This window comes from Ewingella americana, from assembly GCF_006438725.1.
Taxonomy (GTDB): domain Bacteria; phylum Pseudomonadota; class Gammaproteobacteria; order Enterobacterales; family Enterobacteriaceae; genus Ewingella; species Ewingella americana_A.
Genome location: NZ_RCZD01000001.1, coordinates 288,411 through 303,445 on the forward strand (window position 1 = coordinate 288,411; position 15,035 = coordinate 303,445).

The window sequence follows — 15,035 nt, forward strand, 5'->3', positions numbered from 1 at the left end:
GGGAGAGGATCCGGCATGGTGCTTCCCTTCAACCTGCTATGCCCGACGAGCCCGTTGTCACCCAAGTTGCGATGGTAATGGGCCTCGTTGTAGCACACCTTAAATGTCGTCGAAAATATACGAACGCAAGACTAATTGAATATTTATTGCCATTAAGCAGGGCTTGCGTGTGAACTCTCTCTTACTGCACAAAACAAAAAGAAATGACTCAAGATAAAAATCAGTTATCCGATACTAAAGATGGGAAGACATGTTATCCCGATAAATAGCATCGCCTTTTAACTGACAGAGAAGAGCACCCTCAACGTTTTTTAATTGACGACCTTAATGCATGTGCCACTCGAGGTTTCAAATTATGAACTTTTTGCGGAATATTAAAATAAGAACGGCACTCGTACTCATTCTCATCTTTTTCTCACTATTATGGGCAGGGGCATCGGGTTTTGCCTTGTACTCTCTTAAAGAACTCAAGCTTGAACTGAGTGTGACCAATATTCAGCAGAATAATGGCGATATTATCAACGGAGCCAATGCACAGTACTACCGCGCGATCACCTCGCTGGAACGTGCTATGAGCAGTTTAGATAAAAATAACAGCGCCATTTATGACCTTGAAATGAATGCCACCGCCATCGAGTTAGACAGCCTCAAGAAAGGGCTGGAACAATTTAAGGCCATTAATCACGGAAATCTCGATGCCGCAACAGTTGATGATATTTATAATAGTTCATTTAACCTTTATAATACGTCAATGTTACCATTGTTTGACTCAGCAAAAGAAAAAAGAATCGGCGATTTTGAAAAAATTAAAGATGATAAATATCTGCCGCTTAGACGTGATTTCAGCTCAGCCATTGACAAGTATAATAATAAAATCACTTCATTAAATGCAGAAGCGAATGAAAGAATTACGCTTTGGGTTACGTGGTGTCAGTATATTCTCATCAGCGCATTGATTATTAGTGGGCTGATTATGCTGGGCACCGACCGTTATCTGGCGAACTTCCTTGTTAAGCCTCTAAATATTATGAAAGCGCATCTTGAAGCGCTGGCCGTGGGCGTACTTGACAGCAAAATTGCCGATCAGGGCAAAAACTGTATTGGCCAGTTGATCCCGTATATCGACAAAATGCAGGAGAACTGGGCCAAAACCGTGCGCGAAATTCGTAACAGTGCAGATTCTATTTACAGAGGGGCCAGTAAGATCTCCATCGGCAATACCGATCTCTCTTCACGTACTGAAGAACAGGCGTCGGCGCTTGAAGAGACAGCCGCCAGCATGGAAGAACTCGGTTCGACGGTGAAGCAGAATGCTGATAATGCCGGTCAGGCAAGTACGCTGGCAGGTCATGCAACCCAGGAAGCCCATCAGGGCGGCGATATTGTCAACGGTGTCATTGTCACCATGACCAAAATCACCGGCAGCTCACATAAGATCGTCGACATCATTGGGGTCATCAACAGCATTGCTTTTCAAACCAACATTCTTGCTTTGAACGCCGCCGTAGAAGCCGCACGGGCTGGTGAACAGGGCCGTGGGTTTGCGGTGGTTGCCAGTGAAGTTCGCAGTCTGGCGCAGCGCAGCGCCCAAGCGGCAAAAGAGATCGGAGTATTGATCAACGAGTCGGTTGAAAATATTAAGTCCGGTTCGGAACAGGTCACCCGCGCAGGTGACGCGATGGAGAAAATTGTCACTTCAGTCAGTCATGTGAATGACATTATGAGTGAGATAGCCTCCGCCTCAACGGAACAAAGCAAAGGAATAAGCCAGATTGGTACCGCCGTGGTGCAAATGGACAGCGTCACGCAGCAAAATGCCACCCTGGTGCAACAGTCAGCCGCCGCCGCCGCTTCGCTGGAAGAGCAAGCCCGTCAGCTGACTGAAATCGTCTCGGTGTTTAAAGTCGAAGAGAGCCCTGCCGCATCGGCCAATAGCCCGCTGCTCAGGCCTGTCCCACGAAGTAAAACCCCGGCCTTAGCCACCGATCAGGGAGGTTGGACGAAGTTCTAATCGTCACCGTCCTTCTCAGGATCGCTGAGAAGGACGACTTTCCTCGCAGGGCCCCACACAAATTGCTGCGTTAACACAACGCGTTAGCCATCATCGCATGAACATTACATCCTCCCTCAGACTTGCAGATTGTAACACTCCGGTATTATTTATTTTGTATGCTGTCTTTTTCTTACCCCCCAAAGGAGGAGGCCACATGCGCTATATCGTATTGTTTCTGTCGTCATTATTTATGGTTGAATCTGTTTTCACCAACGCGGTAGCGGCTGTTTCGCTGCCCTCACTTTCGTCGGCCATGAACCAGCGCCTGCTGGTGATGAAAGATGTCGCAGGTTATAAGGCGGAGCATCATTTACCGGTAGAGGACCTCGTCCGGGAGCAGAAAGTGATGTCTTTAGCCAGGGAGGAAGCCACGGCAGCCGGCCTTGAACCCCAGTCGGTGGTGCCTTTTATTCAGGCTCAGATGGATGTCGCGAAAGCCATTCAATACCGTTATCTCGCTGACTGGTTATCCCGGCCCGAAAAAGACTGGCGGGCCAGAGACCTGGATGAGGTTAGGAAGATTATTTCTGACCAGGACAACGTCATACTGCATTCGATCAGTCAGCGCTTACTGGTGGGGGGGCTAAGTGAGGCGGATAAGTCGGCGATGGTGAGCGAACTGACTGCGCCGCAATTAAGTAACGCGGACAAACATCGGCTGGTTGACACGATGGCGGCGATAAAACGCCGCACCTAGATGCCGATAACTGCCGCCTGTTCAGGTGCGCCTGATTGTCAGCCATTTTTCGAGCGCAGCAGGTTCGAGGGGTCTGGAGTAGAAGAACCCCTGAACCTGGTCACAACCATAGTCTTGCAGGATTGCGACCGTTTCGGCGTTCTCTACGCCCTCGGCGACCACGGTATACTTCAGGTTCTTCAACATCTGGATGGTACTGTTCACAATGATTTGGCTGTCCATGTCCGTCAGCAAGGCGGTGATGAGTGCCCTGTCGAGCTTAATCGTATCCAGCGGCATCCGGCGGAGGTAATTAATGTTGCTGTAGCCTGCGCCAAAATCGTCCAGTGAAATGACAAAACCAAATTGCTTTAACCTATTCAGACCGCTCAGCGCATCGGTATCTTCGGTGATTTCTTCCGTTTCGAGGCACTCAATGCCCAGCATTTTTGCCGCCAGGTTTGCTTCGCGCATTTTCCTCTCAAGGGATTCAGCAAAACCTTTGCGCGAGACATCACTGGCACTGACGTTTATCGAGACCGGCAGGGCAAAAGGCGTGCCGGTCCATATTTTCATCTGACGGATAGCATCATCTACCACCCAGTCTGTCAGTGCGGCCATCAAATTGGTTTGTTCCGCGAGAGGTAAAAAATGGCAAGGAGACAGTTCACCGCGATCGGGGTGACGCCAGCGGATAAGCGCTTCAAGGCCCACCGGCTGGTTAGTCAACAGACACACCTTAGGCTGGTAAACCAGATAGAGTCCCTGGATATCCTGCAATGCCGTCGCCAGTTCGTTCATTAAGCGGAAATCACTGTTACGTTGGGCGTCCGTCGTCTCATCAAATTTGCAGGAGGGTACTTTCAGGTTAATGGCTTCATGCAGCGCGCTTAAGGCGCGACGGAGTATCTCCTGCGCGGAGTACTCAGATGGCGTGAAGCATACTTCGCCGGTATGCACCTCCAGACGCACGGAGACCCCGCCTTCGAGCGTTGCACTGGCGCCCTCTAACCTTGCGCTGATTTGCGCCGCCGTCATGGACTGGTGGGTGGGCGCAAGGATAGCGTAGCGACCGACAGCCACCGTATACAGTAACTGTTCTGTCGACATGTTCAGCCTCTCCCTGAGCAGGGACGCCATCGCTTTCAGTAAACTCTCGACCGGCGCCATCCCCATTGAGCGGGCCAGTTCATACAAGCGTTGTATCGCAACGCAGTCGATAATGACCAGGCAATAAGCGTCACTGATCTCGTCGGTTTGCAGCAGTTGCAGCTCACGAATAATTCGCTGTCGGTTGGGCAGTCCCGTAGCCGCATCCGTAAACCCTGCCGAATGCCAGATTTCAAGGAAAGACATCACCAGACTGGCCAGCAGCTTTAGCGTTTGGAGCTTCTCCTCGGGGAATACGTGAGGTGTGGTGTCAGTCACGCAAAGTGTGCCAAGGATAATACCCTCGCGGTTTTGCAGCGGCACACCCGCATAAAAACGGATATACGGTGCGCCACGGGTCAGCGGATTTGACGAAAAACGGTCATCAAGATAGGTGTCAGAGACGACTATTGCTTCGCTGTTGTCCACAACGTAGCGGCAAAATGAGTCCTCTCTTAATGACTGGCGAAGATCAAAGTTATGCGCCGCCCTGACGTACTGATGTCGGTCGTCAATCACGGAAATAAAACTGCCAGGAATATTCAGCGCCTTACCTGCCAGCATCACAAATTTCTCGAGAACATCATCCCTGCTTTCATCTGGAGCCTTCAGCGCGGCAATAGCTTCATGCCGTAACAATTCATCGCCCGTCAGGTTAATTAACATCTATGCTCCTACTCCGGCAGTAAGGTTCCGAAGTGACAGTATCGAATGATACCTAATAGACTTATCGTCAATTTGACTGTTTTCTTGAGGGACGCACGCATTTTAATTATTGATCTGTGAAAGGGATGCCGCTGTGCAAATCACGGCGACAATCCAATAAATCTGACCCGCCAACGGCGTATGTTTATCAATACCGACAAGGGCGACGATGGAATGTCTAACTCATTGAACATGGGTTTATTTTATTGCTATTCGTTTCGCCTAAACAGGCACAAGAGGGTCCGCGCAGCGCAATTATTGAGCGAATTGAGACTAGCGTAAAATCTGTGGTGATTCGTCATGTGGGTGCTGTCGAGGCTCTCAGAGACTAAACACGCTGATATGGATGCGTCATTAACGGTCAGTACCGGAATGCAAAACAATAAAAAAGCCGATAACCATGAAATGGTATCGGCTCTTTCGCTGCGGGTGGGTGCAGAACGGGCAGTTAAGCGTTCAGTAACGGCTGCGCAGTGCTCTCGACCAGTGCCAGCAGGACTTTAATATCCTCCAGGCTGACCGTTGGGTTAAGCAACGTCAGTTTCAGACAGGTGACACCGCTGTGCTCGGTAACACCGACGTTGGCACGACCAGACTCCAGCAATGCATCGCCGATCTTCTGGTTCAGCAACCCGATGGTCGCATCGCTGCTCGCCGCCAACGACTCGGGACGGTAGCGGAACAATACGCTCGCCAGCTGCGGCCGCATCACCAATTCCAGCGACGCCTGTTCAGTAACGTATTTCGCGACGTCCTGCGCCAGGGTCACACCGTGATCGATGATTTCAGCGTACTGCTTCTGCCCTAACGCCTCCAGGCCCATCCACAGTTTCAACGCATCGAAACGGCGGGTGGTTTGCAAGGATTTAGACACCAGATTCGGTACGCCCTGCGCTTCATCAAATTCGGAGTTCAGGTATGCCGCCTGGTAACGCATCAGCTCATAGTGGCGCGCTTCTTTCAGCAGGAACGCGCCGCAGCTAATGGTCTGGAAGAACTGCTTGTGGAAATCCAGTGTAATGGAGTCGACTAACTCAATCCCATCCAGATAGTCACGGTATTTCTCAGACAACAACAACGCGCCGCCCCATGCTGCATCCACGTGCACCCAGATCTGATGCTCTGCTGCAAGCTCGGCAATCGCACGCAGCGGATCGATAGCACCCGCATCGGTGGTACCTGCGGTCGCAACGATCGCCAGAATCTGTTCACCGTTGGCTTGCGCCTGTGCCAGTTTCGCGGCTAAATCGCTTACGTCCATACGGGCAAACTGATCGGTTTTCACCAACGTGACCGACTGATAACCCAGTCCAAGTAACGCCATGTTCTTCTGCACCGAGAAATGCGCATTTTCAGAACAAAAGACTTTCATCTTTCTCAGGTTACCCACCAGACCGTCTTGCTGGATAGAGTGTCCCTGACGGGCGAAGAAAGCGTCGCGCGCCAACATCAGCCCCATCAGGTTACTCTGGGTGCCACCGCTGGTGAACACGCCTGCATCGCCAGCCTGATAGCCGACCTGAGTACGCAGCCATTCAATCAGTTTCATCTCGATGATGGTGGCTGACGGACTTTGATCCCAGGAGTCCATGCTCTGGTTGGTGGCGTTAATCAACACTTCAGCGGCCTGGCTTATCACCAGGCTCGGGCAATGCAAATGCGCGACGCACTGTGGGTGATGCACCGACAGGCTGTCTTTTAAAAAGTACTCAATCGCGCGTTCAATCGCGGCCTGGTTGCCCAGCCCCTGCGGATTAAAATCAAGCGTTATGCGTTCACGCAATTCAGCAACGGTTTTACCCTGATACATCTCAGGTTGTTGCAGCCACTGCACGACAGCTTCGCTACTTTGTGCAATCGCCTGCTGGTAAGCCTCAGTGCTTTGCACTGAGGCTGCCAGAATCGGGTTTAACTCGGACATCGCGATCGTTTACTCCACTGAGACAGGTTTAAGGCCAGCGCCTAACAGCGCCTGCTCAAACTTATCCAGGAAAATACCCAGCTCATCGTTAGTGATCAGCAAGGAAGGCAGCAGGCGCAGAACGCAACCATTACGGCCGCCACGTTCCAGAATCAGCCCTGCTTCGAAGCATTTTTTCTGCAACAGTGCGGACAACTCGCCATCAGCCGGGTAGCAACCCATGTGATCCTGCGCTTCATTTGGTTTAACCATCTCAATGCCGATCATTAGGCCAAGACCACGCACATTACCTATGACCGGATAACGTTTTTGCAGCTCAGCCAGCTTGCCTTTCAGCCATTCGCCCTGAACAGCCACTTTGTCAGCAATATTGTGATCTTTAAGATGTTGCAGGGTGGTCAGGCCGGTTGCCATCGCCAGTTGGTTACCGCGGAATGTCCCGGTATGGTGGCCAGGTGCCCAGGCATCAAACTGTTTCTTAATACCCAATACCGCCAGCGGTAAACCACCGCCGATCGCTTTGGACATGACGATGATGTCAGGCTCAATACCCGCATGTTCGAAGGCGAACAATTTACCCGTACGGCAGAAGCCAGCCTGAACCTCATCAATGATCAACAGAATACCGTGTTCCTGAGTCACTTTGCGGATACGCTGCAACCATTCAACCGGTGCAGGGTTAACACCGCCTTCACCCTGAACGGCTTCGAGAATGACCGCAGCAGGTTTGCGCACACCACTTTCGACGTCATTAATCAAATTTTCGAAGTAATAGGTCAATGCTTTGACGCCCGCTTCACCACCAATGCCCAGCGGGCAGCGGTATAGGTGCGGGTAAGGCATAAACTGGACTTCAGGCATCATACCGTTGACGGCTTCTTTCGGTGACAGGTTACCTGTCACTGCCAGCGCGCCATGCGTCATACCGTGATAGCCGCCTGAGAAGCTGATGATGCCGGAGCGGCCGGTGTATTTTTTTGCCAGTTTCAGCGCAGCTTCAACCGCATCGGCGCCCGATGGCCCGGTGAATTGCAGGCAATACTCTTTACCCTGTCCTGGCAATATAGAAAGCAAATATTCAGAGAACTGATCTTTCAACGGGGTTGTCAGATCCAGTGTATGTAACGGCAAGCCGCTGGTAATGACATTTTGGATGCTTTGCAGCACGTCAGGATGGTTATGTCCAAGCGCCAGCGTTCCCGCACCAGCAAGGCAGTCAAGATATTGATTATTCTCAACGTCGGTGATCCAAACGCCCTGGGCTTTCGCAATGGCTAACGGCAACTTGCGTGGATAACTCCTAACATTCGATTCAAATTCAGCTTGTCTCGCCAAATAGGTTTCATTGTTTCCATGTAATGAATTCGCACCTAAATTATCAATACGGACTTTATCCGTCATCATATCTCTCCTACAACTGGGGTTATCGCTAACACCGAAGTTGAATAATTGAATTAAAAAAGTAACTACCATGAGAAAATCGCGGCCAATATATGGCTTTTTTGCCCCCACCTCAATAATTTATTTTGTATGGAATTGTTTACTGTTTTTCATACGAATCAATATGTTGCTGATTTAACGAGCGATCATGCTACCAACGGCGTGTTACGTAGTCATTAATAGTGGTCGAATCATGCAATTACCCGCGAAGAAAAGGCTGCTGCACGGGGACTTCCCGGCGAAAAAAGTCACCAGGCTGGCTGCAACAGATCCCGCAATACCGGGCAAAATGCCTTGTCGCTGGAAGATGCATCGCCCGGACGATGAACAACGGAGAAATTGATCATCAGCGGGCATGCGTCGGCCATCTCACCAAACCGAAATTATGCCCCACGTACCGACAAACTACCCAGACAGTATCCATGACAAAAACATATCGGGTTGGACCAGCATCTTCCGTGACCCTGCTGAACATCAACAACATTAGTTATGGTTAAATAATCCGTATGTAATTATTAATCCATAGTTACAGACGAATGAACCCACCTGAGTTAAAATTATGTACGCAATTAACGCTTCTTATTGGGTAATACGTTAGCCTGTTCAGTAAATTACTGGTGATATAGGAAAATATTTAGGTTGTAAGAATATAAAGGCCACAAAACCACCAGAATAAGGATATTCGTCATGGAGCATGACAAAAACAATAGGACTTTTTTGGATCGTTTACACATTTTTGATGTGGTAATGAAGCGCAGAAGCATGACAGAAGCAGCAATATCACTCAATATGACGCCATCAAGAGTCAGTATGGCGATGAAGAAATTAAGGGAGCTATATTCAGACCCTCTATTCATTCGCAAAAAAAATGTTCTTGAGCCCACTGAATTCGCCAGAATTTTACATCGGGAAATACAGCATAACCTGCAAAAAAGTAATATCACGAATGAATTACAGATCATTGATAGTGATCAAAATCAGCTGCTTATTTCATGTTCGCCGCATATTGCAACGAATGTGATCCCTTTGGCATTTCAGCTTATTCAAGAGTTACCGCTCATTTCCATGAAACACATTGACTTACCCATGTCAAGGAAAGACCACACCAAACTTCTGATAGACAATGCAGTAGATATTATTTTCGATTATACTCCTGTTGACCACCCTGATATATTTTTCAGAAGACTGTTCAAGGAAGAATATTGTATTGTTTGTTATAACAATCACCCACGTCTTTCTCATTCAATTAGCCTGAAAGAGTATACTCAGGAAACTCACGCAGTGTTAGAAACCCCGTCAAGCCACGAGAGAAAAAGTGATTACAGTCAACACATTCATAATGAAGATAAAATAATTGGTTTTTGCAGCCACTACTATTTGGATCTACTTGCCGTTGTCGAAGTCAGCGATATGATCTGCACCTTGCCGCAGAATATTTATCTCAAGTTGCGCGCTTCATTCAATGTTAAATCATTAAACTATAACTTTAACCTTGGATTCAAAAAACCCAGTCTCTATATGAGCTATTTGAAAGAGTTGAAAAAATCCAAATACAAAAGCATTCTTCTTAAGAAGATGGAAAAGATGCGCTAAGGAAATTATATTATCGTCTCAACAATAATAAGTCATTTAAATGCGTGGACCCACATGAGAACCCGGCCAGAAAAAGCACCGAGATTAACCTGTTGTTTTTCTATAATCGCAAAAATGCTACACGAGTTCTTTTAGCGTATTCATTATTTTCAACAACGCCACAAAACTTGGGTTTTTCAGCGAACTTTTATTGTAGGTCATATATAAAGGAACTGGCTCAGGGACGAAATCACATTCAAGAATTTTAATATTGAAACTGTGACTAAACTTCTCGGCGAACCATCGTGGAATAAATCCAACCACATTAGACTTCTCAATAATGGAAGTATTAGCAATAATTGAACTGCTGCTAAAGAAAAAGTCACGATGTCCGAAGAAATCTAAAATGCCATTTTGCATGCGTTTTACGCCTTCAGAACCCGCGTTCAAAAAAGTAAAACTCTCATGATTAATATCCTCCGCCCTCAACCTGGTCCCCAGCCGCGGGTGCTCCTTACGGCATACGGGTACAGGGTATTCAGTCAAATAGACTTCAGTTACCGTTGAGAAGTTGTAATACGGTTTGCTATCAAAAATAATATCCGCTTTGCGGTAAATCAAAACATCCTCGACAGAGTCAATAAGCGCATCCGAGTTTATATGGCTAATTTCACAATTTAGCTGATCCTCCAGGATTTTGGCACAAATGTCTGGCAGTAAACGCATTGCCGCATAGGGTGTGGAGTGTATAACAAATTTGCTTTTTGTACTTGTGTCCGAAAAATAGTCGAGGCTGTTAATCAGTTGACTAAAACCGTCACTCAGATGAATGTGCAAATTCTCAGCAACCGTCGTGGCGACCAGCCCCTTACCTTCACGAATAAATAATGGATCGGCAAAATAGCTACGAAGCCTGCTCAGTGACTGACTCACGGCTGAAGGGCTGACACTTAACAACGCAGCGGCCTTGGAGACACTCTTGTGAATGAAAATGGCCTCGAAATTCAGCAACAGGTTTAAATCGAAACCTTTGATTTTTGCGATACTCGCGATAAGTGAATTGTTTGACATTTAATCGCCTGATTTGATTGATGTTTTCTATTAAACCCTGATGAAACTTAAAGGTAATAACGTATTTTTGATAATTATAGCAGAAGAAATCGAGCATCACTTTAAACGCTCTGAAGATTTACTCTTTGAAATCAGTCATCTAACAACGAAATACTTTTGTATTACTTTTAATCCGATAAGCTGCTACATGCGAACGGTAACCGTAGATACCCCTCATCCGCACGAGAGTATAGGTAGAAGATTTCTACCTGATAGTATTTATCATATCAAGTAATAAACCAGAAATGCAGCTGCAATATTTTAGCGTCGTTATCCCTCTGAGTTGTTAATGTCAAAGATTTAGATTTAAAACAATAAACCCAATATATTTTATAAAAAATTATCTTATCACCAAAATAATTAACATAAGCAATGCTTAAAAATGATTTAAGCATAAATATATTCCGTTATGGATATAATCCCACTTTAATGATGGGCAAGCTGGATTATTAGACCTGACTATCAACACGAAATTAATCAAATCATTTTTAAGGTGGTTTATGAAAATAAAAACGTTAGCATTAATGACTGTCTGCCTTTCCCCTGTGTCCTCATTTGCCTCTGATGGTGACATTACTTTCAATGGTGAAGTGACGGCAGCCTCTTGTAGCCTGAAAGGTTTTAACAACGGCACAACCACGACTGGCGAAATAATGACGCTGTCCAATGTGACACCTCAGTCCTTCACAGAAAACAGCGGTTATGCGGGCATGCAGGATTTCACCATTGATCTGAAAGAATGCAATATCACCACGATCAAAAATGCCCAGGTGGCATTTAGCGGGTCGCCTGACAGCGCGGATAACTCCATTTTAAGCAACATCGCGACAGCGACCCCGGCAACAGGTGTTGGCGTCGCTATTTTGGAAAGTAACGGGACTACGCTGGTTGATATCAACGGGGGTACACCGTCTAATGCTCAGGCACTGGTTGAAGGTGACAACGCATTGAAGTTTAAAGTTGCCTATAAAGCGAATAGTACAACACCCGCTGTAACTGCCGGTAAAGTGAGCGCCAAGACTTTTATTGATATTACATATAACTGACATTGCCGAAAATATTTTTAACATTTTCAATGTTTATTAATTATTAATAAAAAGCAGGCCATCTGTGAACAGAAATCATTTATCCTTAATAATGAAAACTTTCATTTTTTCGCCTGCTTTTTTTAGTCTCCCCTCCTATGCAACGGAAAACCAGCCAGCACCAGACAATGGCGAGGCGGCCTTTGACGTGGATTTTTTGCGCAAAGATACACAGGTTATTCCTCAACAATTTTATCATCCCAAAGACGTCACTCCCGGAATTAAAACAGCGGATATTGTTTTAAATGGACACACGTTATTTAAAACAAAAGTCGAGTTTATTACGCTTAAAGAAAGCAACAGTGCCTCTCCTTGTTTAACACAAGCATTATTGCATCAGTTGGGTCTGGATCATCATCTTGAAGAGCTGACAAAAGCCGGTAATGAAGTGTGCTATGACCTGTTATCCAAATGGCCTGACGCCAAAATTCAATACGATGACGCGATGCAGCAATTGCTGATCTCGGCACCGCAAGCTGCGATGAACGTCGCCAGCCAGAGTGAAATGATTGACCCGTCGTTATGGGATAACGGCGTCAATGCACTGCGCATGAGCTATTCCGGCTATGTTTATCATACAGATAACCATGGTTCCAATTCAGATTCGTCAGGCAGCGATACGGCGTATCTTAGCCTGAACTCCGGTCTTAATCTCGGTAGTTGGCGTTTCTACAGTTTCGATACTTTCAATAAATCTGACACAGGCTGGGAGCAAAATCATGACCGCGCTTATGCCGAACGAGACCTGGCCTCACTGGTTTCACGGTTTACCGTCGGGGATGTGTATGCCAATACCTCAAGTGACGTTTTGGGGATTTTACCCGTTCGCGGTATGACGCTGGAAACCAACAACCAGATGCTGCCATCAGGCACCTTTAGCTATTCACCGGTCATCCGCGGCGTGGCGCGAAGTAATGCCCGGGTGGTGATCCGCCAGCGTGGCAACATTATTTACAGCAAGACCGTATCACCCGGCAGCTTTGCCATCACCGACCTGACGAATGGCCAGATTGGCGCTGATTTGGCCGTAACAGTAGAAGAAAGTGACGGCAGCCAACAGCAGTTTACGGTGCCCTACACCTCTTTGCCGAACATGCTCAGACCCGGCACCTGGCGCTACAGCCTGAGCGGTGGCCGTTATCGTGATAACGGGCTGTTCTATCAACCCTTAGTCGCGCAAGGTAGCCTGCAATATGGCTGGGACAAACTCACCCTGAGCGACTTAGTGGTCACCGGCGAGGGCTATCAGTCCATGGCCCTGAGCAGCGCATTCAATCTGGGTTCCCTCGGCAGTGTTTCCCTTGACTGGGCACTGGAACGTCATCAATCCGTTGCAGAGGTCCGCCCCGATGACGCTGACCAGACAGCCGCCCGGAACGTGGGTGACAGTGGCCGGGCGCTGCGCCTGCTTTACGCGCGACGTTTTGATGTCACCGATACATCATTACAGCTGATGGGGTTTCGCTATCAAAGTGCTGACTTTATGGATTTCCCCGAATATGCCGGGTGGCGCTGGGGTAACGATAACAGTCATCATCACCGTAAAAATGAAGTTCAGGCCACGGTAAATCAGGGATTAGGTCATTTCGGCAACGGCTATCTGACATTACAGCGCGATACTTATTATGATTCGAGCGTAGCAAACACCTCGTTAACCCTCGGCTACAGTTTCAATATACGGGCAGTCAATGTCAGCATGAACTATAGCTATCAGGCCAATACCGGGGACGACTCTTTCTCAGGAAATAGCCCAGACCGGCAGCTGTCGTTGAATTTTTCCGTACCGCTGGATATGGGCGAAAGACGTAGCCGCAATCTCTCATTCAGCACGACCAGCAGTAATCATTCTGGTGATGCACAGATGGCGACGGTATCCGGAACTGAACTGGATAGCGCGATGAATTACGCCCTGTCGGCACAGCATGACAGCAGTGGTTACTCGCCGTCGGCGTCGGTGGCCTATCGCAACAGCATGGCCAATATGAATGCCAGCGCCAGTGCCAGCCAGGGTAGCAACCAGTATTCGGCGGGGATTTCCGGGGGGATCGTGGCATATAACCACGGCGTGGTGTTATCCCAGCAGATGGGGGATACCATCGCCATCATCGAAACGCCTGGCGCAAAAAATATCAGAGTGGAAGGCCAGCCAGGCGTATCCACCAACCGGTGGGGACGTGCCGTAGTACCGTCAATTTCACCCTACCGGGACAACGCGTTGTCGTTGGATACGCGTTACGCGGCGGATAATGTAGAACTGATTGACGGTGGGGAAAACGTGATCCCCACCCACGGTGCGGTAGTCGTTCGTCGCTTCCAAACCAAAGTCGGCCGCCGCGCGATAGTGATGCTATCACTGCCCGACGGCAAGCCAGCCCCTTTCGGGGCAAGTGCATGGCAAGGGAAAGAACAGGTCGGCATGGTCGCCGATAACGGATTGTTGTATCTCAACGGCATCCTGGCCGAAGGCGACACGACACTGCACGTGACACTGGAGAATGACACCCAATGCCAGTTCGAATTACCGGTCACTAAAGGTCCGTCAGACCCGTGGTATCAACAAGTTAATGCGGTTTGTCGCTAAACAGAGAAAATGATGAAATTTCATAAAATTGCCGTATCCGTAATGGTGAGCGCCTTATTATTCTCCAATGCGGCCAGTGCCGCAGTACGCCCGGCATTGACCCGGATTGTTGCGCTGGAGAGTGATAAAGAGACCTCCATCAAGTTACTGAATGACAATAAAACTCAGGATTACCTGGTTCAGTCCTGGTTGGAAGATCTGAAAGGCAACGATAAAAACCTGCCTTTTATTCTGACACCGCCGTTATTTAAAATCAGTGCGGGCCGTGAAGGCAAACTGCGCATGGTGGTTGTTCCTGGCAAAATCCCCCAGGACCGCGAGTCCGTCTATTGGTTGTGGATCCAGGAAATACCGCCAGTCAGCAAAAGCAAAGAAAACCAGTTGCAGATTGCGGTACGCACACGTCTGAAAGTCTTTATTCGCCCAACCAGTTTGGCGGAGAAACCGACTGACACCCTTAATAAATTGCAGTGGCAGGTGGTCAATGAAGGGGGGGAAACCTGGCTGAAAGCGAACAACCCGACCGAATATTACGCCAGCCTGGCTGAACTTTCCGTGATGGTCGCGGGTAAAACAGTCCCCGTAGCCGGTAAAAATGACATGGTTCCGGCCAAAGGTGAGGCACGTTACGCGTTACCTACCGGTGTGGCAGGCAAATCAGGTGTCCTGAATTATTCTGTTATCAATGACTTCGGTGGCGACTCATCGGTTCAGCATCAGCAACTGACCTTTTAACGGATTAT

Annotated in this window: 10 protein-coding genes; 6 read left to right on the plus strand and 4 right to left on the minus strand. The window is 48.1% G+C overall.

The annotated features are described in order from the left end of the window. Nucleotides 1-355 precede the first annotated feature (355 nt). Nucleotides 356-2,011, plus strand: a complete 1,656-nt coding sequence (locus tag EAH77_RS01270; protein ID WP_140469994.1) for a methyl-accepting chemotaxis protein — start codon at nucleotides 356-358, stop codon at nucleotides 2,009-2,011. A gap of 196 nt (nucleotides 2,012-2,207) precedes the next feature. Further along, the gene (locus EAH77_RS01275) at nucleotides 2,208-2,750 is read left to right on the plus strand and encodes a chorismate mutase (protein ID WP_140469995.1); all 543 of its coding nucleotides are present in this window, start codon (nucleotides 2,208-2,210) and stop codon (nucleotides 2,748-2,750) included. A gap of 21 nt (nucleotides 2,751-2,771) precedes the next feature. On the opposite strand, the gene EAH77_RS01280 is transcribed toward EAH77_RS01275, so the two are convergent. The 3 genes from EAH77_RS01280 to EAH77_RS01290 all read right to left on the minus strand — a co-directional run bounded on the left by EAH77_RS01280 (nucleotide 2,772) and on the right by EAH77_RS01290 (nucleotide 7,905). Beyond that, nucleotides 2,772-4,544: a sensor domain-containing diguanylate cyclase gene (locus EAH77_RS01280; RefSeq protein WP_140469996.1), complete on the minus strand. Its 1,773-nt coding sequence runs from the start codon at nucleotides 4,542-4,544 to the stop codon at nucleotides 2,772-2,774. A 487-nt stretch (nucleotides 4,545-5,031) separates the two neighbouring features. Then, complete coding sequence (locus EAH77_RS01285) at nucleotides 5,032-6,504, minus strand: pyridoxal phosphate-dependent decarboxylase family protein (protein ID WP_140469997.1); 1,473 nt, start codon at nucleotides 6,502-6,504, stop codon at nucleotides 5,032-5,034. Nucleotides 6,505-6,513: 9 nt separating this feature from the next. Beyond that, on the minus strand, nucleotides 6,514-7,905 hold the full coding sequence (locus EAH77_RS01290; protein ID WP_140470340.1) for a diaminobutyrate--2-oxoglutarate transaminase: 1,392 nt from the start codon (nucleotides 7,903-7,905) through the stop codon (nucleotides 6,514-6,516). 726 nt (nucleotides 7,906-8,631) lie between these two features. Between EAH77_RS01290 and EAH77_RS01295 the strand changes: the two genes are divergently transcribed. Beyond that, nucleotides 8,632-9,537 carry a LysR family transcriptional regulator gene (locus tag EAH77_RS01295; protein ID WP_140469998.1) on the plus strand — a complete coding sequence of 302 codons (906 nt, stop codon included), beginning with the start codon at nucleotides 8,632-8,634 and terminating at the stop codon, nucleotides 9,535-9,537. Nucleotides 9,538-9,654: 117 nt separating this feature from the next. On the opposite strand, the gene EAH77_RS01300 is transcribed toward EAH77_RS01295, so the two are convergent. Further along, entirely contained in the window at nucleotides 9,655-10,587 is a 933-nt protein-coding gene (locus EAH77_RS01300) for a LysR family transcriptional regulator (RefSeq protein WP_140469999.1), read from the minus strand. 539 nt (nucleotides 10,588-11,126) lie between these two features. Between EAH77_RS01300 and EAH77_RS01305 the strand changes: the two genes are divergently transcribed. From EAH77_RS01305 to EAH77_RS01315, 3 genes are all read left to right on the plus strand, one after another. Next, the gene (locus EAH77_RS01305; protein WP_140470000.1) at nucleotides 11,127-11,672 is read left to right on the plus strand and encodes a fimbrial protein; all 546 of its coding nucleotides are present in this window, start codon (nucleotides 11,127-11,129) and stop codon (nucleotides 11,670-11,672) included. A gap of 91 nt (nucleotides 11,673-11,763) precedes the next feature. Beyond that, nucleotides 11,764-14,292: a fimbria/pilus outer membrane usher protein gene (locus EAH77_RS01310; protein WP_140470001.1), complete on the plus strand. Its 2,529-nt coding sequence runs from the start codon at nucleotides 11,764-11,766 to the stop codon at nucleotides 14,290-14,292. Between the two features lie 12 nt (nucleotides 14,293-14,304). Continuing rightward, nucleotides 14,305-15,027, plus strand: coding sequence for a fimbrial biogenesis chaperone (locus EAH77_RS01315; RefSeq protein ID WP_241673370.1), 723 nt, complete (start codon nucleotides 14,305-14,307; stop codon nucleotides 15,025-15,027). Nucleotides 15,028-15,035: the final 8 nt, after the last annotated feature.

What these genes read in the sequence shown, in the direction of transcription:
- EAH77_RS01305 (WP_140470000.1), top strand. Translation starts at nt 11,127, where the DNA reads ATGAAAATAAAAACGTTAGCATTAATGACTGTCTGCCTTTCCCCTGTG.
- EAH77_RS01285 (WP_140469997.1), bottom strand. Translation starts at nt 6,504, where the DNA reads ATGTCCGAGTTAAACCCGATTCTGGCAGCCTCAGTGCAAAGCACTGAG.
- EAH77_RS01270 (WP_140469994.1), top strand. Translation starts at nt 356, where the DNA reads ATGAACTTTTTGCGGAATATTAAAATAAGAACGGCACTCGTACTCATT.
- EAH77_RS01280 (WP_140469996.1), bottom strand. Translation starts at nt 4,544, where the DNA reads ATGTTAATTAACCTGACGGGCGATGAATTGTTACGGCATGAAGCTATT.
- EAH77_RS01310 (WP_140470001.1), top strand. Translation starts at nt 11,764, where the DNA reads ATGAAAACTTTCATTTTTTCGCCTGCTTTTTTTAGTCTCCCCTCCTAT.
- EAH77_RS01300 (WP_140469999.1), bottom strand. Translation starts at nt 10,587, where the DNA reads ATGTCAAACAATTCACTTATCGCGAGTATCGCAAAAATCAAAGGTTTC.
- EAH77_RS01290 (WP_140470340.1), bottom strand. Translation starts at nt 7,905, where the DNA reads ATGACGGATAAAGTCCGTATTGATAATTTAGGTGCGAATTCATTACAT.
- EAH77_RS01275 (WP_140469995.1), top strand. Translation starts at nt 2,208, where the DNA reads ATGCGCTATATCGTATTGTTTCTGTCGTCATTATTTATGGTTGAATCT.
- EAH77_RS01295 (WP_140469998.1), top strand. Translation starts at nt 8,632, where the DNA reads ATGGAGCATGACAAAAACAATAGGACTTTTTTGGATCGTTTACACATT.
- EAH77_RS01315 (WP_241673370.1), top strand. Translation starts at nt 14,305, where the DNA reads ATGAAATTTCATAAAATTGCCGTATCCGTAATGGTGAGCGCCTTATTA.